The organism is Tenuifilum sp. 4138str, assembly GCF_041102575.1.
In the GTDB taxonomy this organism is placed as follows: Bacteria; Bacteroidota; Bacteroidia; order Bacteroidales; family Tenuifilaceae; genus Tenuifilum; species Tenuifilum osseticum.
Genome location: NZ_JBGCUE010000002.1, coordinates 66,473 through 89,406, shown reverse-complemented (window position 1 = coordinate 89,406; position 22,934 = coordinate 66,473). Strand labels below are relative to the sequence as shown.

At 41.7% G+C, this 22,934-nt stretch carries 21 protein-coding genes; 13 read left to right on the top strand and 8 right to left on the bottom strand.

The window, feature by feature from the left end; all coding sequences use genetic code 11:
• Positions 1-99 precede the first annotated feature (99 nt).
• Positions 100-951 (top strand): MBL fold metallo-hydrolase, encoded by an 852-nt coding sequence (locus AB6811_RS02215; protein WP_369488621.1) that lies wholly within the window; start codon positions 100-102, stop codon positions 949-951.
• On the opposite strand, the gene AB6811_RS02210 is transcribed toward AB6811_RS02215, so the two are convergent.
• On the bottom strand, positions 931-1,392 hold the full coding sequence (locus AB6811_RS02210) for a hypothetical protein (protein WP_369488619.1): 462 nt from the start codon (positions 1,390-1,392) through the stop codon (positions 931-933). The genes AB6811_RS02215 and AB6811_RS02210 overlap by 21 nt on opposite strands.
• Complete coding sequence (locus AB6811_RS02205; RefSeq protein ID WP_369488617.1) at positions 1,364-1,912, bottom strand: hypothetical protein; 549 nt, start codon at positions 1,910-1,912, stop codon at positions 1,364-1,366. Before AB6811_RS02205 ends, AB6811_RS02210 begins: the two co-directional genes overlap by 29 nt.
• Positions 1,913-2,102: 190 nt before the next feature.
• Between AB6811_RS02205 and AB6811_RS02200 the strand changes: the two genes are divergently transcribed.
• A complete protein-coding gene (locus tag AB6811_RS02200; protein ID WP_369488615.1) occupies positions 2,103-2,645 on the top strand; it encodes a hypothetical protein in 543 nt (180 codons plus the stop codon).
• A gap of 998 nt (positions 2,646-3,643) precedes the next feature.
• Here the strand turns inward: AB6811_RS02200 and AB6811_RS02195 are convergent.
• From AB6811_RS02195 to AB6811_RS02180, 4 genes are all read right to left on the bottom strand, one after another.
• Positions 3,644-5,230 carry a carboxypeptidase-like regulatory domain-containing protein gene (locus tag AB6811_RS02195; protein WP_369488613.1) on the bottom strand — a complete coding sequence of 529 codons (1,587 nt, stop codon included), beginning with the start codon at positions 5,228-5,230 and terminating at the stop codon, positions 3,644-3,646.
• A complete protein-coding gene (locus tag AB6811_RS02190; protein WP_369488611.1) occupies positions 5,205-6,188 on the bottom strand; it encodes a FecR family protein in 984 nt (327 codons plus the stop codon). Before AB6811_RS02190 ends, AB6811_RS02195 begins: the two co-directional genes overlap by 26 nt.
• Positions 6,189-6,215: 27 nt before the next feature.
• Positions 6,216-6,743 carry an RNA polymerase sigma-70 factor gene (locus AB6811_RS02185; RefSeq protein WP_369488609.1) on the bottom strand — a complete coding sequence of 176 codons (528 nt, stop codon included), beginning with the start codon at positions 6,741-6,743 and terminating at the stop codon, positions 6,216-6,218.
• A gap of 81 nt (positions 6,744-6,824) precedes the next feature.
• On the bottom strand, positions 6,825-8,096 hold the full coding sequence (locus AB6811_RS02180; protein ID WP_369488607.1) for a carboxypeptidase-like regulatory domain-containing protein: 1,272 nt from the start codon (positions 8,094-8,096) through the stop codon (positions 6,825-6,827).
• Positions 8,097-8,476: 380 nt separating this feature from the next.
• Between AB6811_RS02180 and rho the strand changes: the two genes are divergently transcribed.
• The 4 genes from rho to AB6811_RS02160 all read left to right on the top strand — a co-directional run bounded on the left by rho (position 8,477) and on the right by AB6811_RS02160 (position 14,510).
• On the top strand, positions 8,477-10,282 hold the full coding sequence (rho, locus tag AB6811_RS02175) for a transcription termination factor Rho (RefSeq protein WP_369488605.1): 1,806 nt from the start codon (positions 8,477-8,479) through the stop codon (positions 10,280-10,282).
• 117 nt (positions 10,283-10,399) lie between these two features.
• Complete coding sequence (locus AB6811_RS02170; protein ID WP_369488603.1) at positions 10,400-10,927, top strand: RNA polymerase sigma factor; 528 nt, start codon at positions 10,400-10,402, stop codon at positions 10,925-10,927.
• Positions 10,924-11,805, top strand: coding sequence for a FecR family protein (locus tag AB6811_RS02165; protein ID WP_369488601.1), 882 nt, complete (start codon positions 10,924-10,926; stop codon positions 11,803-11,805). The genes AB6811_RS02170 and AB6811_RS02165 overlap by 4 nt, the downstream gene beginning before the upstream one ends.
• Before the next feature lie 53 nt (positions 11,806-11,858).
• Positions 11,859-14,510: a carboxypeptidase-like regulatory domain-containing protein gene (locus tag AB6811_RS02160; protein ID WP_369488599.1), complete on the top strand. Its 2,652-nt coding sequence runs from the start codon at positions 11,859-11,861 to the stop codon at positions 14,508-14,510.
• Positions 14,511-14,613: 103 nt separating this feature from the next.
• Here AB6811_RS02160 and AB6811_RS02155 read toward each other — a convergent pair whose 3' ends face one another.
• Positions 14,614-15,417: a hypothetical protein gene (locus AB6811_RS02155; protein ID WP_369488597.1), complete on the bottom strand. Its 804-nt coding sequence runs from the start codon at positions 15,415-15,417 to the stop codon at positions 14,614-14,616.
• A gap of 287 nt (positions 15,418-15,704) precedes the next feature.
• On the opposite strand from AB6811_RS02155, the gene AB6811_RS02150 reads away from it, so the two are divergent.
• The 5 genes from AB6811_RS02150 (at position 15,705) to AB6811_RS02130 (ending at position 19,924) form a co-directional block, all read left to right on the top strand.
• Positions 15,705-16,580, top strand: coding sequence for a FecR family protein (locus tag AB6811_RS02150; protein ID WP_369488595.1), 876 nt, complete (start codon positions 15,705-15,707; stop codon positions 16,578-16,580).
• Between the two features lie 41 nt (positions 16,581-16,621).
• Positions 16,622-17,449 carry a hypothetical protein gene (locus AB6811_RS02145; protein ID WP_369488593.1) on the top strand — a complete coding sequence of 276 codons (828 nt, stop codon included), beginning with the start codon at positions 16,622-16,624 and terminating at the stop codon, positions 17,447-17,449.
• Positions 17,450-18,174: 725 nt separating this feature from the next.
• Positions 18,175-18,471, top strand: coding sequence for a hypothetical protein (locus AB6811_RS02140; RefSeq protein WP_369488592.1), 297 nt, complete (start codon positions 18,175-18,177; stop codon positions 18,469-18,471).
• 688 nt (positions 18,472-19,159) lie between these two features.
• A complete protein-coding gene (locus tag AB6811_RS02135) occupies positions 19,160-19,360 on the top strand; it encodes a 4Fe-4S binding protein (protein ID WP_369488590.1) in 201 nt (66 codons plus the stop codon).
• A gap of 57 nt (positions 19,361-19,417) precedes the next feature.
• On the top strand, positions 19,418-19,924 hold the full coding sequence (locus tag AB6811_RS02130; protein ID WP_369488588.1) for a thioredoxin family protein: 507 nt from the start codon (positions 19,418-19,420) through the stop codon (positions 19,922-19,924).
• A gap of 62 nt (positions 19,925-19,986) precedes the next feature.
• On the opposite strand, the gene AB6811_RS02125 is transcribed toward AB6811_RS02130, so the two are convergent.
• The gene (locus AB6811_RS02125; RefSeq protein WP_369488587.1) at positions 19,987-21,141 is read right to left on the bottom strand and encodes a CofH family radical SAM protein; all 1,155 of its coding nucleotides are present in this window, start codon (positions 21,139-21,141) and stop codon (positions 19,987-19,989) included.
• A 132-nt stretch (positions 21,142-21,273) separates the two neighbouring features.
• On the opposite strand from AB6811_RS02125, the gene pdxA reads away from it, so the two are divergent.
• Together pdxA and ruvA are read left to right on the top strand one after the other, a co-directional pair.
• A complete protein-coding gene (gene pdxA, locus AB6811_RS02120; RefSeq protein ID WP_369488585.1) occupies positions 21,274-22,326 on the top strand; it encodes a 4-hydroxythreonine-4-phosphate dehydrogenase PdxA in 1,053 nt (350 codons plus the stop codon).
• A gap of 12 nt (positions 22,327-22,338) precedes the next feature.
• The gene (ruvA, locus tag AB6811_RS02115; RefSeq protein ID WP_369488583.1) at positions 22,339-22,923 is read left to right on the top strand and encodes a Holliday junction branch migration protein RuvA; all 585 of its coding nucleotides are present in this window, start codon (positions 22,339-22,341) and stop codon (positions 22,921-22,923) included.
• The last annotated feature ends 11 nt before the right edge of the window (positions 22,924-22,934 follow it).

The following is a 22,934-nucleotide window of genomic DNA, read 5'->3' as shown; positions in this document are numbered from 1 at the left end:
AACCGAATTGGGTTATCCATATTAAAAGAACAAAGTTGCATTACTAAATGTTATGTTAACTGGGCATCAATATTTTGAATCCATTAAAAAAAATATATCATGAAACTGTCACTTTTTAATATTTCAAACTTTAAGATTGATGGTGGTGCCATGTTTGGCGTGGTTCCAAAGGTTTTGTGGAACAGGGTTTACCCATCAGACGAGAATAACCTAATCCCGCTTTCCTTAAAATCGCTTGTTGTTGAGGTTAATGGCAGGGTAGTGCTTTTTGACAACGGCATTGGCAATAAGCAGGACGATAAGTTTATGAGCCATGTTTACGCATTTGGTGGCGAGGGTTTAATTGAGGGGCTTGCCCAAAGGGGCTATAAGCCAACCGATATTACCGATGTGGTTTTAACCCACCTGCATTATGACCATTGTGGTGGAGGCGTTTATCGCGATAGTGAAGGCAACCTGAAATTGACTTTCCCAATTGCTCGCTATCATGTATCACGCGCTCAGTGGGATTGGGCAATAAATCCAAATCCGCGAGAGTCAGATGCATACCTACCCGAGAACCTTTTACCTATGCGCGATTTAGGTGCGTTAAATTTGATTGAAGCTGAAGGGGAATTTATACCAGGTATAGAGCTTCGGTTTTTTAACGGGCATACTCGTGGGCAAATCATCCCGATAATTAGCTACAGGGGACGAAAGCTAGTTTTTGTGGCCGACCTTTTTCCTTTCCGCTCGCATATTCCTCTTCCTTGGATTATGAGCTACGATGTGGAACCGCTTAAGACATTGAAGGAAAAGGAAACCTTTTTGAAGGAGTCGTATGAAGGTGGATATATTTACATCTACCAGCACGACTACTTTGCCGATTGCAGCGAGCTACAACTTACCCCAAAAGGGATTAGGGCAACCGATGGGTTTACCTTTGATGAGCTAATGAAAAAGTTGAAGTAATAATTTAAAGGTGTACTCAATTAACGGGTAAAAGCAGTAGATAAGGAGAATAAGGGAAATTAGTATATCAACAGTAATAGTAGATGTTTTTACGGAGTTAGGAAACCTTAACTCTGCAAAAATTAAGCCCACGCGCAGTATAAATTGAATTAGGAAAAATGAGAATACGCGTAAACCGTAAGGATTGAAAATGTAAGCGCTGGTAAAGTTGAGCCTTAAAATCTGTGAGAACGCAGCCGATAAACCTTTACTGGGCGGTACAATGCCAGTAAGTTGCGTTAATGCTGCAGGAATGGGATGAGTATTTGGGCTGAAAACCAGAGAGTAAATAAAAACCAAAAGTAAAATCAGCGCAAATGCTGAGTTTACTTTAAGGTAAGGAGTAGAAGCTTTGCAGCTAAGGTTAAAACTATTACTTTTTCTTTTTTTCAGTGGCTTCAATTCTAATCTGAACAGAATCGGTATCAATAGTAATTCTGGCACTCTGTGAATCACCGTCCTTACTGGTTTTGGACTTTTTAATGGTTACCACCTTAATGCTATCGGACTCACCCTCAAGTTTCCTAAGTGTTTTTACCAAGCTATCGGTTTCAATTCTTATCTGAACATTAGCATCGTTAAGCTCCTTTTCAAGTTCCTTCCCAAAAATTTCAATTTTTTCAGGATGCTTATCCAAATCCTCAAGAATAGAAAAGCCACCGCTGATTATTGTAAGCCACATTACTGCTAAGAAAATTGATAGAACCGAGACAATGAGAGCACCAATGCCCAGCCCTTTTGAACCATAACCATTTGTTGCTTGAATAATTGAGATAATACTGAAAATTAAGGCAAGGGCAGCCGGAAGCAACGCAACGAATCCGATACATGGTATAAAGGCAAGGATGAGTGAAATTACTGCAAGCACTATACCTACAATCCCCATGGCCTGGCCTGCTGTGGTTTTAACTTCTACGTTCATAGCTTAAGTTTTCTATAACGACGAAAGATAGTAATATTTTGCTGCATTGTTTTTAAAAACTTAATTTATTTATCTTTGTTATAAATATGCAATCCTAAATAAGCTGGTGAATGAAATTTTAATAGTAAAATATATTACGGATTTGTAAAGAATCAAAAGAGTTTTATCTCTTAATTAAAATTATATAACCATGAAAAAGACCATTTTAATTGCTGTATTTGCTGCCATCAACGTGATGTCGTTAGGGCAAGTGTTTAATACCGGCCAAACCCTAAAGCCTAAAACTATTTCGGTAGGCTTTGAACCAGCAGTGCTAATTAATGGGAGTAATGAGTTCATGCTATTTCTGCATGGTGGTTACGGACTTACGAGGGGAATAGATGTTGGTATTACTGCCGGTGTGCTTGGCCCCGATAACTACTTTGGAGCAAATGTTGAGTTTGTTCTGGGGAAAAATGTTTCGTTGGCGGGGGGAGCCCATAGTTTTGGGAGTTTTGGACTCGATGGTACACTAAACCTTACATTTGGCTTGGCAAAGGGGGTTAGGTTAATTACGGGTTTGGATACCGATATTAACTTCCCTGATGGGGGTGATACACAGTTTTTGCTCTGGATCCCTGCCGGCGTAGATATAGGGTTACGTAAAAACATGAGTTTTATTCTTGAGGCCGAAATTGGACTAACCGATCCGGCATATAACTTAATTGGCGGGGGAGTGGTTTTTTACTTTTAGAACTCAGTAAACATTTCAGTTTTTGGGGTATTTCTGCCTAATGCCTTTTAATGTACTTATCGGACTTATTGCAGTTGGAATTATTGAAGGGCTTTGACCTTTTTTCATTTAGAGGTTTATAAGGAATAAGGTTTAAACGTATAGCTTAGTAAAAAAGGGTGTCATGAGATTGATACCCTTTTTTCCATTGTGCATTAAACCCACCTCCGTCAATAGGAATAATTTCTCTAATGGCGGTCAAAAGATTTTGTTGTTTGTAAGTATAAGATTATGAATTCAGTAAAGTTGGCTAAGGTTTTTAAAAATATTTTTTTGGGCAAGCCTTCCATACATCTAATTAATAATGAATGCATTAACATCGAATTTTCCAATTTTTCCCTATTGAGGCATATCGTTTTAAATCAAATGCTTGACAGTACTGATTTTGAGTCAGTATTGCAGCATGCAAACTTTCCGGCCCAGGGCTTCAACTTGCCTTACTTGCCGAAGCAACTTCGCACCTGCTTGTTGGTGGGCGTAGGGTATGGTGCCAGCTGCCTTGTTGCTAACCTAGACCTTTCTGCCCAAATGGTTTTTAACCCATGCCGAAACAGGTCCGAAACGAAAAATAGCAAGGGGACCAATTACGATTTGGGCTCCAAGAACTTTAGCTTTTAGGGCTTTGGGGCTAAAGAGGCCAGGCTGAACTTGTTGACACCTGCCTACAACCTCATGAGCCTATCCCTTGGGGCTGAGACGAGGGAAAGGTGCAGCACCAGGTGAAAACCCTTAGGTACAGGATTTTTGCTATAGGTGGTTAAATGATTAAAAACGGGAATAGCCGTAAGCAAAAGCAATCCCCGCCAAAAAGGGGGGGGGATTGGTTCAAAAGGCTTTGGAATTCAGCAGTACAAATGGATTGATCTTCTCTTGCGCCTTAAGCCTTAAAAAAAATTAGTATAGTTAACGAGTGTAAATTTGACAGGGTTTATCAGGAGTTAACAACGCTAAAAGTAAAATTATTCATTAACGGTAAAAGTGAATTTCTTAAGTTGTGGCAGTGCTTTACTAATATTTTCTTCAGGTTCAATGTAGTTGAGATCATTCCAAAAGTTTGGATCGTATTCGGCTTGTGTGTTAGAGAATACTTCGGTTGTTTTGAGCGTTTCGCGCTTTGAAAAACGCTTAACCTCTAAGGTGTCCACCTGTAGGGCAACGTACTCAAAAAACAGATCGAAGGTATTGGCAAAGGGCCAAAAACGGGTTTGCACCTTAAGGGAAATTTCACCCCTTACGTGGTTAACATACCATTTACCATCTTGCGGTTGGTATTTAACAAGGTACTTAATCATTTGGGGTTGAACGCGTATTCCTCGCCCTCTTTTTACAACAAGTTGGCTTGCGGTTTTTTGAACCATGTCGGGGTTAATCTCAAACTCAGCGGCAAGTAGAGTTAAAGATTCAGTATCGATATACAGTATTCCAGTAAAAAGGGGGTCCGTAATTTCGGGTTTCTGCTTAAACCCAATAGCGTAGGCCGATTTGTTGTCGTACACTACAATATCGTTTCGGGTGTAGTCATAGTACTGCATAAATCCCGGATCTAAAAAGTCGGGTAGGTTTTTCATGATATCGATATCAAGGGTGGCTTTCACTCCGGCCTGGAGCTTTACATCGAGGGTATCGCGTCTGTTGGCCTGTTCCATTTTCCTAAAACGTATCAGCTTAACCTGATCGTACCGGGAGTCAAAGCTGTACGATGATTTAAAGATTCTGGTAAAAGCTTCGGAGTAGCTCAAAATCCTTTTATTGCGCATTACCCCTTCGCGGTAGAAAGCTGTAATGTAGATATCCTGTTGAAAATAGTTTTGTGAGCGCTTATTTACTGCCTCACGAACAGTATTTCGTGCGTCAATGTTTCGAATAAAAATTTCCTGTACAGGAATGAAGCTTGGTTCAAGAAAAATCTCAAAGGTTTTGGCTGTAAGCAGCGCGGCTGGCACTCTGCGTGGAATGTAACCAATGTGCGATATAGCTATACTTGAATCGGTGTTCTGCTTTGGAACTCTAAGGGTAAATACCCCATCGAGGTTACTAATAGTCCCTAGAGCTAAACCGGGTATCCCAACAGTGGCAAATGCTACTGGTTGTGCCGTTTCCTTATCCAAAATACGGCCGCTAAGCTGAACATACTTGATGTTTTGGTCTTGTAATTGTGCTTTTAGAGTGTCGGATAGTTTTGGTCTATAAAGTAAAATATGTTTGCCAATAACCCTGTACTTTATTAAGGTATCACCAATAACCTGGTTGAGTAGGTCATTTAGCGGTTTGCCACTCCATTCTATTGACTTTACACGCCGGTTGCTTTCTACATCACGACTATCATAAATGAAAAAACATCCAGCTTTGTCGCCTATCTGGTTTAGTGCTTTAAAGAGGGTTGTAGTCCTTATGCTAATTGTAATATTTTGCCGTAGTAAGCTGTCGGGTTCGTATGCATTAGCTTTTACAGCGTAAATTATGAGCATAAAAAGTACTACCCGATGGAATACATGCCAAAATGGTTTTACTTTTATGTTTTTACCTACTAATGATAATGGTTCCATCGGGGCTACGTGTTACTTTGAGGTTAAATGACACCGACAGGATATTCACAATGCTGCTGATGTCGTTATCAAAAGTAACAGAAATTCTCATATTTTTTAAGTCATCACCTAAAACCTTTATGTTTGAGCCATAGGTACTGTTTATTACCCTTACAATATTGTCTAATGTCTCGTCCTGAAACATCAAAAGCTTCATGGCCGATTTTATGGTCTCGCCTGCTGGTTGGGTGTAGGTAACAATATCGTTCTTGCTGGCAATGGCAGCCTCGCCTGCCTGCACCAATGCGCTTTTTTGGTTTGTGGCAAGGATAATCTTAACCTTCCCTTCGGTTACTTTCAGGTGAACTTCATTGTTGGATGTTTTAAGGTTAAACGAGGTTCCTACTACTTTTACATTGGCATGCGAGGTTTTTATAATGAAAGGTTTTGAACCATTTTTAGCCACATCGAAGTAGGCTTCGCCATTGAGTTTCACTGTGCGAGTTTTTCCTGCAAACCTTACAGGATATTCCAGAATGGTGTTTTCCCCTAAAAATATCTGAGTACCATCGGGCAGAGTTCGAATAATGGTACTGCTTTCAGTCATGTTGGCTAGGGTGATAGTTTTGGGATTGTAGTAAAACCATACCGATAGCGATAGTGCTACCATAACCAGCACTGTTGCTGCAACAGCAAAATAGTTGAGGTTTGGAATAAAGGCAGTGCGGCTTTGCCTGGTATAGGACTCGGTTTTTATCCTTTCCTGAAGTTTTTGCCAGGCTTTACCGGTATCAAATTCAATATCTTTATTGTTTTCGTTCACTTTCATGGAATTAAAAAAAACTTTAAGTGTATTTAGTTCATGTTTTGTTTTAGGATTAATTTGGTTTTTGAGGTAAAACCAAATTTTAGCAGCCAAAGCCATTTCGTTGCTAAGGTATTTTGCTAAATGGGTTTGGTATGATTTTTTACTGTTCATGGTTCTTGGCATTAGGCATTACTTACTTTAAAAACCTGCACGTTTAAGTTGTAACCTTAGTTCAAGCAAGGCCTTTCCCATATCGGCCTCAACTGTCTTAATTGAAATCTTAAGCAAATCGGCAATTTCCTTATACTTTAAACCGTTAATCCTGTTAAGCAAGAATATTTGCCTAGTCCGTTCAGGTAACCCTTTTAGGGTTTTATCAATTATACCGGCCATCTCATTCCCTTGAATAACCTGCTCAGGCGATTCAACATGATTAAGGGCGTAATCCTGGGTACGGTATTGGTCTTCAATATTTTTGTGCTGAAGGTAACGTAAGGCGCTGTTTCGAATGGACCGGTATAGGTAGGATTTTAGCGATAGCCTGATAGATATCCGGTTACGGTTTAACCAAAAGGTGTAAAAGAACTCCTGAACAATTTCCTCGGCCTCATCGGCATCGCGTACAATGGAATAGGCATAGCGGCAAAGTGGTTCGTAGTATTTCCGGAATACTTTCTCGAACTCTTTAAGGTCAGGCTCGTTGGGGTTAGTGGAGGCCAATACCATAAACAAAACAGTTGAACAAATACAAAATTAATAAAACAAAGCAAAGAAAGGGCAGGGCTTACCCCTGCCCAGTTCCAATCCTTACTGCTTCCTGAACCGCTTGTTAAACTTACTGATTGCCGATTGTATCGACTCGTCGGGTTCAATGGTGTTGTATGAACCCCAGTAATTCTCATCAAAGTACTCGTTTACCCTGTCGGCCAGTATCAAGTTGGGCTTAAACGACTCCTTGAATGTGATTTTATTAACATTGTCAAAGTTCCGTTCCGTTATTGCCATTTCCGACATTATGGTGTAATTGGTTTTGAATATCCGTTTACGCCAGTCGGCACGGAATTTAACCTCGCTACGCATATAGTTAACCTGATACTTATCGTTTACCTTTTTATATGTAACCAGGTAATTAGTGCTGATGGGTTCAAAAATTAAACCGGCAGGTTTTTTCCGAACAAAAATCTGGGCTACCTTTTCGGGTTCACTTAAATCGATGCTGAATTCAGCCATTGTGATAGCAAGATTCTCAGTATTTATATACAGTTTACCTTGGTAAAGTGGGTATTCAAGTTTGGTGTTAGGTGTAAAGCTGATAACGTAGTTGGCCTCATTGTCAATCTTAACAACATCCATCACCTCGTAGTTGTAGTAGGGTAAGTCTTCGCGGGTGAGAATTAATTCGGGGTTCTTTATAACATCAAGGTAAAGCGATACATGTGGCCCTCCTTGCATTTTTACCATCAGGGTGTCGGCTTTCTTAACATTTTCGCCCCTACGTCCCTTTACAATTTTTACTTTATCGGTTTCAAGGGTATACCGGTAAGGAGCCTTGTATATTTCAGCAACGGCTTCGGCAATGGAGATATATTCACGCCTTTGCTTAATGGATTCCCGGTAAAAAGCAGTAAAGCTAACAGGTTTATCGCTGTAATTCTTGTCAATGTTCTTAAGGGCACCTTCCAGTATAGTTCTGGCATCCATAGGGCGAATTACTACCGATTGAATTTCGAGCGATGCAGGTTCAATCAGGTATACCTTATCCTTGCCACTAGTTCCGTTAACTATTGGGAATTGAGTGTTCTGGTAACCCAGGTGAGTTATTTCAAAAACATTCGATTTAACAGTTTTGGGAACCTTAAGGGTGAATTCGCCATCGGCATTGGCAACTGTTCCAATAGTTGTGCCGGGCACGCTAATGGTAGCAAATACCACCCGTTCCTTTGTTTTGGCATCCTTAATTACTCCGTTTACGAGGTTGTAGTCCACCTCTTGTGCTGTGAGCACTGCTGAGATTATCAGCGCAACTGCTGTAACGCTATACCTCAGGCTTTTTCCAATAAGTGCATTCAGGGTTTTCATGGCTGAAAGTATTAAGTTTAACATAAATTGCTTACCTGTTTCTGTACCTATGATACACGAGTTAGATTTTACCCTATAACTTTTTTGATTTTTCCTTTAACTTACCTAAAAAATCAATGAAATTCAATGAGTTGACAAAAATTGTATCATCTGTTTTTTTGTTTAAGCAAAACATTTTATCTTTAAGTGTTGTTTGAAGCAAGGAGTTAGTTTCTTCCAATTATTATTGAAATCTCAATTTATTTTGCATGTTACAAACAATAAGCTAAATTTGCATCATCGAAAACAGGAAAAATCTTCCTAATCCAAATCAAAAGGTTTTAGAATTTCAATTACTTTTTTCCATCTTCATTTTCACACAAAACACCATTTTACAAACTATGTACGATATACTTGAACTAAACAAAAAGTTGCTTCCCGAATTAAGGGAAATTGCAAAAAATTTGAATATTAAGAAAGTAGAGAACTTTAAGAAGCAAGAGTTAATCTACAAAATTCTCGATCAACAAGCAATAAACGCATCGCTATCAGCTGACGATGAGCGGAAAAAGGATCACCGAAAACCTTTCCGAAAGCCTGAGAAACAGGTAGAGGCAAAGAGGGAAGAAACCCAACCGGTTGCACCTAAAAAAGAGGAACCGCAAGCCGCTAAGCCCGACGAGGCAACAAGTAGCCAGGAAGCAATAAATGAAAGGAATAAACGTAAAAGGATTATTCGCGCAAAAGAGGTTAGAAAGGAGTTCTCGGCTACCCCTACCAATAGCTCAAGCGAAGAAAAGGAACGAAGCAATAAAACCACCATTAAATTTAACGAAAAGGCCGTTATCCTCCCTGAACTCGATACCGAAACACATTCGGAAACCATACTTTTAAGCAATGACGAAGAGGATACGGTAATTCCTATCGTTACTGAAGAGGTTCAAGCTGAGGCCTTGGTTTCTGAAAAACCGGAACAGGAGGCACGGGCATCGGTTACCGAAGTGGTTGAACCAGTAAAGGAGGAAAACAATGCTCAACCCATTCCTAGCCAGGAAAGGCGCCCCGGTAGCGAGCGATTTGATTTTGATGGCATTGTAGCCACTACAGGTGTTCTTGAGATTATGCCCGATGGGTATGGCTTCCTCCGCTCATCGGACTATAACTACCTTAGCTCTCCCGACGATGTTTACGTATCGCAATCGCAAATCAAGCTTTTTGGGCTTAAAACCGGCGATACCGTTACTGGCACCATTCGCCCACCTAAGGAGGGCGAAAAGTACTTCCCATTAATTAAGGTAATTGAGATAAATGGTCGCGATCCGGAGTTTATACGCGATAGGGTTCCGTTCGATTATTTAACCCCACTTTTCCCAAACGAGAAGTTTAAGCTGATTGGGAATGGCATGAACCTATTATCGGCACGGATTGTCGATATGTTTGCGCCCATTGGCAAGGGACAACGAGGTTTAATTGTTGCCCAGCCCAAAACCGGTAAAACCATATTGCTGAAAGACATTGCCAACTCAATAGCGGCAAACCATCCAGAGGTTTACATGATAGTTCTTTTGATTGATGAGCGCCCCGAGGAGGTAACCGATATGGCCCGTAGTGTAAATGCCGAGGTAATTGCATCGACCTTTGACGAGCCTGCCGAAAGGCACGTTAGGGTAGCCAATATTGTTCTGGAAAAAGCCAAGCGCCTTGTTGAGTGTGGCCATGATGTGGTTATACTTCTCGATTCAATTACCAGGTTGGCAAGGGCTTTTAACACAGTACAGCCTGCCTCCGGCAAGGTGCTATCGGGTGGGGTTGATGCCAATGCATTGCAAAAGCCCAAGCGTTTCTTTGGCGCTGCCCGAAATATAGAGAATGGCGGTTCGCTAACCATTCTGGCAACAGCCTTAACCGAAACCGGTAGCAAGATGGACGATGTTATATTTGAGGAGTTTAAGGGCACTGGTAACATGGAACTGCAGCTCGATCGCAAGTTAGCGAATAAGAGGGTATTCCCTGCTGTAGACATCATGGCATCGAGTACACGCCGCGAGGATCTGCTGCTTGATAAAGAAGTATTACAGAAGATATGGATTCTCCGCAATTACCTTACCGATATGAACTCGGTTGAGGCTATGGAATTCTTGCGCGATAGGCTAGTGAAAACAGCTACTAATGAGGAATTCCTTTGGAGCATGAATAGCGATTTCTAGTATTTTTTAAGGTCAATACCGAAAGCAACATCCATTTAAGGATGTTGCTTTTTTATTTACATGGTCAGCTGATTGAATGTAAAAAAATGTATTTTTGCTTTACTCCACGATATTCAAATGACCTTACCAAGCGGAAACTACACCAAGGAGGAGTTAAGCTGGTTCCGTAGTATTTTTGATCAGTACTACGAGAGTATCAGACATTTTGCCTACTATAAAACCGGCGATGTTGATCTTTCGGACGACATAGTGCAGGAAACCTTTCTTAAACTCTGGGACATGCGCGGCAAGGTCAATAACGATACGGTTAAATCGTTACTTTACACCATAGCTGGTAACATAATTAAGAATCACTATAAGCACCTTAAGGTGGTGTATAGCTTTCAGGTTGCAGTTAAAGGTGATATGACCTCAAATCCAAGTAGCGCCGATGAGAGAATAAGAATGGATCAGCTCAATAAGCAATTGCAAGAGGTTTTAGCATCGCTACCTGATGGACAGAGGGAAGTTTTTCTGATGAACCGAATTGATGGGTTAACCTATGAGGAAATTGCTGCAAGGCTTGGACTTAGCGTTAAGGCAATTGAAAAGCGCATGTCCGAAGCACTGGCAACTATTCGTCAAAAATTTGGCTACAAAATATGAAAAGGGACAGCAATATAAATAGCAATGACTCAGGGTTTGATAGTAATCCCATTGAGTTTAACATTTCTGTTCCTCCATCAAACCGTACTAAAGAGCAGGCGTGGGACATGCTTATGCAGACCATTGAAGGTAAGCATGCGGAACCTGCAAGGGTTGTAACCTTTCAACCCCATTACAAATGGTTGCTTGCAGCCGCATCAGTAATTATAATTATGCTGGTTGGCAGTTTATTTATCCTGAATACTGAGTACCGTTTTGAAACGATGCAGGCACAAACCCTTGAACATACACTTCCCGATGGATCGGCAGTACATCTGAATGCCAGCTCATGGATTTCCTATAAAAAATCATATGGTTGGTTTGGCCGAAATGTTAGAATGGAGGGAGAGGCTTACTTCAAGGTAAAGAGCGGTAAGGGAAAATTCGTGGTTGCCGATAACCAGAACCAGAAGGTGGTTGTAACAGGAACGGAGTTTAGTCTTGTAACCAGGGGTGATTCCTTTAAGGTGCAATGCTTTGAGGGCTCAGTGAATGTTTTGATTTCAGGTTTAAAACCCGTTGGAGTTAAAAAGGGCGAGAGCGTAACTAAAACCAATGGGATGTTAATACATTCAAAGCAATCCGATAAGGAGTTAACCAAACCTGTTTGGATTACACGCGAGTTTGAGTTCGCAGAAGAGCCGCTTTCCCAGGTTTTCCAGCAAATATCAAATTTCTACAATATTCAGATTAGCGCCGAGGGTTTTGATCCGGCAAGCCGATACTTTTCTGGAACCATACCAGCAGGCAAGGCAACTGATGTACTTGATGTAATATCAATATCTATGGGTTTGAGCTATACTGTTAATGCCGATTCAACCGTTTACACTTTCAGGTAGGGTATTGGGTTATTATGTTGTATTAACCTTAGCATGAGATATAACCTGACCCCATGAGCAGAATAAAGTATTTACTTATATCACTTTTGGTTGGATTTGCATTACAAATCCAACAAGTTGCATATGCCCAAAAGGTTAAGATTACCGAAAGTTTTAGCAATCAATCCTTAGATCAAATACTTTCTACTTTATCAGGTAAGTACAACTTAAAATTTGCTTACGACCCGGTGGCGCTTAACCAAATTTCCTTTACCGGACAGTTTAGGAACGATTCGCCCGATAAGGTTTTGAAGCAGTTGCTAAAAGATTCAGGGTTTGAGTTTATTGCACTCAATAACGTTTATGTCATTAAAAGGGCAGAAAAACCGATTGTAGAAGAAAAAAACAAACCTATTCAGGGAATTGTACGCGATAGGATTTCGGGCGAAGCCCTGCCTTACGCGTCAATAAGAGTGGTAGATAACGATTTAGGAGCTACTACCAATACCGATGGTTTTTTTACGATACCCGATGTAAAATCCGATTCGGTTAGTATAGAGGTTCGGTATCTTGGTTTTGAACCCTTACAGATGAGGGTGGCTCGTGTACAGTACAATTCAAAACCTATAGTTGTTGAGCTCGATCCTAAAAAGTTCATCCTGGCCGATGTGGAGGTAGTGCGAAACATTACCTCAATGCTTGCTACCGGCGACCGCCCTGGAGAGATGGTTTTTGACACGAAAAAGGTAGGCGATATACCAGGAATCTCAGGAATTGATATTTTGGCACCACTTCAGCTCCTTCCGGGAGTAGATGGTAATACTGAATCGCTTTCAGGGCTGATGGTTCGCCATTCGCCAGCCGATAAAAACCTGATCTCGTACGATGGCTTTACAATTTATCACATTAACCATCTTTTTGGCGCATTCTCAAGCTTGAACAGTAAGGCCATAAAGGATGTAAGGCTTTACCGCGGTGGTTTCGATTCGAGGTGGGGAGGTCGTGCATCGTCAGTAATAGAAATAACAGGTAAAACCGGCAACGAGAATAGCGTAAGTGTTGATGCTGGCACCGACCAGCTTGCTGGCGATTTCACATTTGAAGGTCCGTTGGGGAAACATGCCTCCTTTATAGTGTCGGCGCGTAGGTCCTATACCGATTTTTACCGCTCTCCACAGTTTCTGAATCTTTTTGAGAGTGCGGCTTCGGATCTTATGCTTTCCAAGCAGAACTTTACCGCTTTTGGTTCCGATCCCGACGCCCCCTCATATCTTTTTTACGACGCAAACGCAAAGGTTAGCGTGAAACCATCAAACAACGACATTTTATCGGTAAGTGGGTATGTAGGACGCGATAGGCTCAATTTCCTGCAAATGGTTTCATCGCCTTTTATTAATGAAAATGCTCTTTGGGGGAATAGTGGTGCTGGCGCTCGCTGGGCTAAGCAGTGGAATAGCTGGTTATACCAAAATTTTACCATTGGGATTTCTGAATTTACGAGCAACTATCAACATTACGACAGCACATTAAAACGCCGTGGAATGCAGCCGGTTTACGACACCATTGTCCGAAACTATGCAACTGAAACGGGATTAAACGATATCTCTGTAAACCTGAATGCCCAGGTAACCCTTTCAAACCAAATCATACTAGAGCTGGGATACCAGAGTAATTTAGTGAATTCTAAATCATCTGAGAATTATTATCATGCTGTAAACTCCCTTCCTGTTGCCGATACCCTAAGGCAGAACGATTTTAATTCAAGGGTTAATACCGGTTGGCTTCAATTTAACTTTAAAACCAATGGGTTGAAATCACTTGTCATTGGGGGGCGAGTGAGTCAACATAACCTTACCGACCAATACTACGTAGAGCCGCGTGTCCAAATGGTGATTAGCCCAACATCAAAGCTCGATTTAAAGTTTGCTGCAGGCTTGTATAACCAATTTATAAACCGTATTTACCTAACTGGTAACGGGGTTCGCTATTTGTGGGTAGCTTCCGACGAAAAGACCTTTCCGGTAGTAAAGTCAAAGCACTTTGTTACCGGTTTGAACTACACAAGCAATGGATTAACAGTAGATATTGAAGGATATGCAAAGCAAACCGAGGGCTTATCGTACGTTCAAACTGTGATCCGGCGAACCTCAACCAACCGATTTGTAGAGCAATCCAAAATTTTTTATGTTGATAGTCGTTCATTTGGGGTTGATGTCTTAGTCCGAAAAACATGGCAAAATGCTGAGGGTTGGGTATCATATTCGCTTAGTAAGGCTTTCAATCAGTCATCAACCCTGAACGGGGGCGATGAGTACTATGCCCTCGACGACCATTTGCATGAGTTAAAGTTAGTTGGTTTATACAAGTGGCGAAAATGGAGAGTTGTTGGGACTTGGATTTTTGGTACCCCTAAACCCTGGGATGAACTCTTGCTAACTCCAAACCTTACCCTTTCACCTGATTATGAAAAAAACTCGAGCAGGTTAGAGCCATACCACAGGTTAGATGCTGGGTTAAGCTACTTGGCAAAGGTTTCAGTTAGTGGTGAACTTGAGGTTGGTGTAAAAGTGTTTAACCTTTATAATAGGGATAATATGCTTGCGCGCCCCTACACGCTTACCGATACACCTGTTTCCGATTACCTACAGGGCAAATCAATCATTGAGTATCACGATATTTACGGCTACAGTATTACTCCCACATTCTTTTTTAATATCAAGTTTTAATAAGTTGAGCTTAAAAGGGATTAATGCTTTTGGACTCGGGTCAACCTTGAACCTTAAACCTTGAACCTTAAACCTTGAACCTCAAACATTTAACCTTTAACCTTTAACCTTTATTCCTATCCTTCACCATTCTCATTATCAGCTTATCGGGTATTGCCACTAACCTGTATACCGATTGGTAAAAACACTGATTGTTATGCATACATGTTACCTGGGCAATATATGTTTTATTGGCTTTTTCTCTGTCGAACCTAATATTGTACTCAATTGTACCTTCAGAATTAAGTTCAGCGTGCTGATTTACCCTAAATATTTCAAGTGTTTGGTAAAAGGGTGACACCTGATCGGGGTTAATGGTTTTATTTAGCAACCGGTTAATTTCCGTTTCCACCTCGGTTATCGGCTCTCGGATGGCTTTAAAAAGAGCAGCGCTAGCGTATGCTATTGTAAAAAGGAAATCGGATAGGGTGTTGTTTAAGCTGTTGGTTAGCTCCCTAAAGGTTTCCAGCTGCGTTTTATGGAAAGGCATAGCTCTTACGATGCCATCTAAATCGAGTACCTTGGACTCGATATTTTTCAGAACAACTGACCTCTCGTTCTTTGTGGAAAACATATCGTGTCCGTTTATGGCATATAGGTAATTGTGCTCGCCTTTGGTTTCAAAACCTAAGTCAATAGGCTCGTTTGTACAAATTACGTTGCCAAAAATTAGTTTGTAGTAATTAAAATACTCGTCGGTTTTCCTGTGAAGCAAATTGACTATTGTTGAAAACAAAAGCATGCCGGGAACAACAACTCCCTTGTTCTGGTTGTACATGAACACTGGATCATGAATTGGGTTATCATCAACGGTAGCTTTGCAAAAGTTTGCAACAACGGAATCGGTAAACAATACTTTATTTTCCATATCGGGTAAAAAAACAGATGCACAAATTTAAAAAATCAAATTAAATCAAACGACCGTATAATAAATATCTTCTAAAAATTTATTCTTCGTTTGGTTTGCTAAAGCTCCATTAAAATGATTGGTTAAAGCAAAGAGGGCATTATCAAATTTTCTAATAAAACGGTAGGGTATTTTTTGAAGTAGATGTATTAGAAGCAAAACAACTTCAGAACAAGTTCAATGATTTTTTTGTGAATACGGTAGGGTGTTTTGGAATAGGGTTGTATTAATAGCAAAAGGAAAACAAAATGACTCGGGACGGGAAAATAGAAAGGCTACCTGAAAACATTGAAAGGCTGTTTGATAGCTACAAGGTGCCTGCAGGGAAAATGCGTTCCGAAGCGTGGGAGGCGATCTTTGAAAAAATTGACCATAAAAATTTTGATGAACAACTACAGGGGAAGGTAATAAGATTGACCTTTACTCGTATTGCAGTAGCCGCATCAGTTTTAGTTACCCTAATGCTTACCTCATACATCTATTTGTATAGGATGGGGAATGTGCACGTGCAGCTAGCGCGTGGTGAACACGGGGTGGTTTACCTGCCCGATAGCAGCAAGGTTACTCTTAATGCCGAATCGAAAATAAGGTATAACAAGAATCGATGGTTTTTCGATAGGAGTGTATCGTTAAACGGCGAGGCGTTGTTTGAGGTTAGCAAGGGGCGTCGTTTTAAAGTGTTAACAACTGGTGCAACCACAACAGTTCTTGGTACTGTATTCAATGTGTTTAGCCGCAATGGGCTAGTTAAGGTAACCTGTTTTGAAGGCAAAGTAAAAGTAGTTGCCACAAACAGTAAGTCGCAAACATTGCTAACTAAAGGTATGGAGGCAAAAACAATGGGATATGCTTTAGATGTAAATAAAACACAAACAACAACAGCGGAGTCTAAACCCGCATGGACTAACAACGAGTTCTTTTTTCAGAATGCTCCTTTAAGTGCTGTGATTGAGGAATTAGAACGTCAATTCAATGTGGATATTTTCCTTAATACTGACACAAGTAGGTTCTATACCGGCTACTTCAAGCGCTCAAGCCTGGACGAAGCCTTGAACCTGGTGTGCATGCCGCTTGATTTAAAGTGGGATTACAGTGGAGAAATAATTGTAATTACAAGCAAATAAATGATTTTAAAAACCAATTGTCTAACTTAAATTTTACAGCTATGAAACGTACAAGTTTAATTTTTGCAGCAGGCCTTATGTTAATGGCAGCTTTTACACTCTCCTCATGCCAAAAGGACGAGGTAGTTGATCCGGTGGTAAGCTTGGCTAACGAAGACGCCGATGTGGATACCTACTACGATGATGTTATGACCGAAGTGGATGAAATTACACTTGCTGGCGATTCAAAGGATTCGCAGCTGATGTATGCAACACTCGGTGGTCAAGGTACGCGCACTCGTAAAACATCCTGGGACGGAAATTGCCGCATCGACTCTCTAACCTACGAGAACTTTGTGAATGCTAACTCCCGTTACGAGAGAGTAAAGAACGGGTTAATTGTAATCCGTACCTGTGGTCAGTATAATGGCGCTGAATTTGAGCGTACTGTTACCTTCAAAAATTTTACCATTAACGGCAATTTAATTGAAGGAACAAAACAAATCCGCAAAACTGCTGAGCATGAGTATCAGATTACACTTACTGATGGTAAAATTACCTTTACCGATGGTACTACCTACACCCGAAACGTAGAGCGCACCCGTACTTGGGTTGAAGGTTATGATACTCCGTTCAACATTTGGGATGATGTTTACACCCTGGAAGGTGTAGCCACAGGCGTAAACCGTAGAGGTTACACTTACACTCACCAAATTACCAGTGCACTCATGTTCAAGCTATCGTGCAGGTGGTTGGTTCAAGGTGTGATTGAATTGACTGTTGGCGATAAGCAAGCCACCATTGATTACGGCAATGGTGAATGCGATAACATCGCTTACGTTACAGCTAATGGCAAAACCTACGAGGTAAAGCTGAGGGGTGGTAAATAGTTAACCTAAAAGTGATATAAAAAGGAGGGGAAACCCTCCTTTTTTATTTTTATTGCCTTTATGTGAATTTTTAAATCAATGTCGTTAATATAACAAAAATATTCATGCCTGTCATCCTTAGCGGCCTGTCCCGCCCTAGCGGGGAGCGAAGGATCTCTAATCTACCCCATGAGATGTTTCGCTGGAGTCTATCCCGATATTTCGGGACTCAACAAGACAAAGTGAGTGAGGGAACCAATGATGTTGTCATCCCGAGCGTAGTCGAGGGATCTAATAAAAGGGTAAAAGGGGAAAGAGATGCTTCGACTTAGCTCAGCATGACAACCATCTCATGAACCGAGCAACAGCAAGTATCACATAGTTACACTGCGTAACACGGTGTTTCACAGAGCGTGTGACGTGATATTCACGAACAACGATTCACGAGCAACGAACACCGCTTCCAGCCCCGTAGGGGCGTAAAATCTGTAACCCCAACTATTAGAGCGCGTCTCCAGACGCGTGCATTATCCGCACTGAAAGGGCAAATCACATTAGCCCTGGGTTTTAACACAGGGCATTGAGGTATTCAAATTATTTTGCGATGCACGCAATACATTTTCCAAAGAGCAAGAGGAAAGCGTTGCATCGCAACAGATAAGCATGGCAAAGAGCCTTTTAAATGTTCTTTCTTGTCTTGATACAAGAAAGAACCAAAGAAAATCAAGGCTGAAAAGCCCGACCCGATGGGTACCCCGCGTGTGGAACTGTCACGCGATACAATTCGCCACGCCTGCGGCGTGACTCATGTGGTATCGCTTACAAGACCCACCGCCACGTTCTACCCCCGACCCATTTACGGGTCAGGCTTTTATGCCGTTTCCTTTTATTATTCTTATTGGCTGAGGAATCGTATTTGTAAAATAAAGGTAAAAGGAGATGCTTCGACTGGGCTCAGCATGACAATTGTTTTTTCGAACAACGAGCAACCATACACGATCAACTTCATTTGTCATCCCGAGCGTAGTCGAGGGATCTCATAAAAGGGGAAAGAGATGCTTCGACTTAGCTCAGCATGACAACCATCTCATGAACCGAGCAACAGCAAGTATCACAGAGTTAAACTGCGTAACACGGTGTTTCACAGAGCGTGTGACGTGATATTCACGAACAACGATTTACGAACAACAAACAACGTCTAAAGCCCCGTAGGGGCTAAACATTTGTAACTCCATCACGACTCCCACCTGTATAGCGATGCACGCAACACATATGCCAAAGAGCATGGGGAAAACGTTGCATCGCAACAGAAAAAAACTGAAAAGATCGATTTCCCAAAAAAAACAATAAGAATAAAAGGGTTTAAGGTAAAGCGATGCTTCGGCTAGCTCAGCATGACAAGTGAGCAGAAAGGAAGATAGGGTTTTTGTCATCCCGAACAAAGTCGAGGGATCTCTTCAAAGGATTGAAGAGAAAAAAGCAATGAGATGCTTCGGCGAAGTCTATCCCGATAAATCGGGACTCAGCACGACAGCGTGATGTTTCGCTTGCTCGCAACATGACAAATAACCTTAGCAAAACAACAGTGATTTTTAAATTAATTTTTTGGCTCAGTTAAAATTTCCTTTTGCTCATAATTTGACAGTCCGTGCTCATTGTTAAATATCAACATAAATTAACAAATCGATATATGAAAATATATTATTTTTGTAGTCGAAAAAACTGAACAAAATGAGCACTATAGTTGTTGATGAAGCACGATGCCCGCAGAACCATCCTTGTCCGGTGGTTCGTTACTGCCCAACAGGTGCAATTAAACAGCGTAGCTGGAATAGCGCACCAGAGATTGATAAGGAAAACTGCAAGAATTGCGGTTTGTGCGTTAGGATTTGTGGGTACGGTGCATTTACCTTTGCCGATAATGGCAGGTAGTAAAGGGAGGGTACAACCCTGCCCTTTGAATATGAAAATTTTTAAATAGAGATAGCTATGAGAAAACTTACTGCTTTTATCCCGGTTCTTTTGGTTGCAGCCTTTGCGCTAGGAGCATGCAACGGTACCGCCGCCAAGCAAAACGAAGGTGAACCCGTTACTGCATCAAAACCAGCTAAAGAGAAATATGCCATTGATATTACCCGTGACTTTTTCCTGACCAAAATTTTGGATTACACCAAGGGACAGGAAAATATGAAATACCTTGGCGATAAGCCTGCCATTGTCGACTTCTGGGCAAGCTGGTGCGGCCCTTGCCGTATTGCGGGTCCAATCCTGGAGGAATTGGCTAAGGAGTATGATGGCAAAATTTATGTTTACAAGGTGAACACCCAAAACGAGCAGCAGATCTCTGCTGAACTTGGTATACAGAGCATACCAACATTTATATTCTTTCCCATGGACGGAAAGCCCTTTGCTACATCAGGCATAGCTCAAACCCCTGAGGAAACTAAAAAAATGTTCAAGGAGATTATTGAGAAAGAACTACTCAAGAAAAAGTAATTAGTACTCCCGTCATAACTGTTTTTGGTTGGTTGGCCGGCTTTATGCCGGCTTTTTTGTTCTTAGAGCAGTGGGCTGGCGTTTTGTTTTAACTCCTCAATGCTGTAAATGCGGCTAAACTCACAGTCGGGGAGTACTATGTATTCGTAACGTTGGTTGCGGAGTTGAGGTTCAAACCCAGCATCAACAATGGCTTTCTGAATACCATAGGCATCCATCTTGTACTTGGCTCCAGCCGATGATACAACATTCTCCTCAATCATTATTGAGCCAAAATCGTTAGCCCCGGCATGCAAGCACAGCTGAGCGGTATCGATACCCACCGTAAGCCACGATGCCTGTATGTTCGGAATGTTATTCAACATGATCCTGCATAGGGCTATAGTCCTAACATATTCCTCAGTGTTTACCGTATTTAGCACGCCCTCGCGCTGCAACTTGGTGCCCTCATCCTGAAAGGTCCATACAATAAAGTTCAGAAATCCGGGGGCGTCGGCAGGCTTTTGCGCTTGTAGGTTACGGAGCTTAATCAAATGCTCAACACGCTCCTCCATGGTTTCAACATGCCCAATCATCATGGTAGCAGAGGTAACAAGCCCCATTTGGTGCGCTTGAGCCATAACATCGAGCCAGGCCTGGCTGTCGGGTTTGCCCGGCGATATTTGCTTTCGTACCCTGTCTACAAGAATTTCGGCACCAGCACCGGGTAAACTATCGAGGCCTGCCTCCACAAGTTCTTCAAGAACTTGCCTGTAGGTCATACCTTCTTTTTTAGCTATAAAGGCAATTTCAGGAGGCCCTAGGGCATGAAGTTTGATGTTGGGAAACATTGACTTTAGCTCCTTGAACAGGCTACTATAAAATTCAATGCCAAGCCTGGGATGAAGTCCACCCTGTAGTAGAAGCTGGTCGCCTCCGTAGCGCTCAAGCTCTTCAATCTTTACTTTATACTCTGCAATTGAAGTGATAAAGGCGCTATCGGACTGAAGCCCACAGTGGAAGTTGCAAAACTTGCATCCCGATATACATACGTTTGTGATGTTTACGTTGCGGTCAATCTGCCAGGTAACCTTTTGGCCTGGAACATGAATTTTGCGAAGTTCGTTTGCAACATACATCAAATCGGGCGTTGATGCCTGTGTGTAAATATAAAGGCCCTCTTCCAAGGTGAGGGATTCAAGGTTTATTGCCTTTTTTAAAATATCTTTAACTTGCATTCTTCAATGTTGATTGGGCAAAGGTATTAAAAGTAACAAAAACATTCCTAGTAAAAACAACAAGGTATTAACTATGTTTACAGCTTTTTTTTACTTTTGCATATTTACGAGCCATTTAAAATACTACAAGGTATGAGTAATGAAAAGATTAGGGTAGGAATCACACAGGGTGATATTAACGGAATAGGCTATGAGGTAATTATTAAAACATTGATGGACCCTCGTATGGACGAGATGTGCACATCAATTGTTTACGGATCGCCCAAGGTTGCTGCCTATCATCGCAAAGCGTTGAACATTGAAAACTTCAGCTTTAACCAAATAAAGGATGCCTCAGAGGCAAACCCCAAACGCCCCAATATTGTAAACTGCATGGACGAAAACGTTCGGGTGGAGTTGGGTAAATCAACTGAGTATGGCGGACAGGGTGCGTTGCTAGCATTACAGGCTGCTATAGCCGACTTAAAAGCTGGTAAAATTGACGTACTGGTTACCGCACCCATCAATAAGGCTAACATACAAAGTCAAAGCTTTAGCTTTCCGGGGCATACCGAGTTCTTGGCCAATGAGTTTGGTGTTAAAAGCGCGCTAATGCTCATGGTAAGCGATACCATGAAGGTAGGTGTTGTTACGGGTCATATCCCAATTGCTGATGTTCCAAAAAATATTACTGTTGATGCCATACTCAACAAGCTACGCTTGCTTAACGAGACACTAATTAAGGATTTTGCAATCCGCCGGCCTCGTATTGCTGTACTTGGCCTGAATCCCCATGCTGGCGATAGCGGTGTTATTGGCAACGAGGAGGAAACAATTATACTACCAGCAATAAAGCAGGCCAACGAGGAGGGAATAGTAGCCATGGGACCCTATCCGGCCGATGGTTTCTTTGGCTCCGATAGGTTCACCCGTTTCGATGCAATTCTGGCCATGTACCACGATCAAGGCTTATCGCCTTTTAAGGTGATAAACTTCGATACAGGAGTAAACTATACTGCTGGTTTACCCATTGTTCGCACCTCGCCCGATCATGGAACGGCATACGATTTGGCCGGACATAACCTGGCTAACCCGAACTCATTCCGCCAGGCGGTTTACCTTGCCATTGATATTTTCCGTAACCGACAGCTGCATAAGGAGCTTACCTCAAACCCGTTGCAGTCAGTTGACCCAGAAACGGCATAAAAAAGTTGATTTATGTACGAGTACATTCAGGGTTCACTTGCCGAGCTAACACCAACCCATGCAATTGTTGATGCTGGTGGAGTTGGGTATTTTGTAAATATTTCGTTACAAACATACTCTCAGCTGGAGGGTAAAACACAGGTTAAGCTTTGGCTTCATCAAATTATCCGCGAGGATGCTCATTTGCTCTACGGTTTCACCGATGTACGCGAAAGGGAGATTTTCCGATTGCTTATTTCAGTTTCTGGAGTTGGTGCTAGTACGGCAAGGCTTATTCTTTCGTCGCTTACTACCGATGAGATTCAGGCAGCCATTACCACGGAAAATGTTAACCTCATAAAACAGGTTAAGGGAATTGGCCTTAAAACGGCACAACGCATAGTTGTTGATCTTAAGGATAAGGTTTCCATAGGGGAGGCTACGGTATCACAAATTTTATCAACATCAAACAATACTTTGAAGAGCGAAGCGTTATCTGCATTGGTGATGCTTGGGTTTGCCCGTTCAGCTGCCGATAAGGTAATTGACCAGGTTCTGAAGGAAATGGGGCAGATGCCAGTTGAAGCGCTCATTAAGCATGCGCTCAAACGCTTGTAGTAACTGTAAAA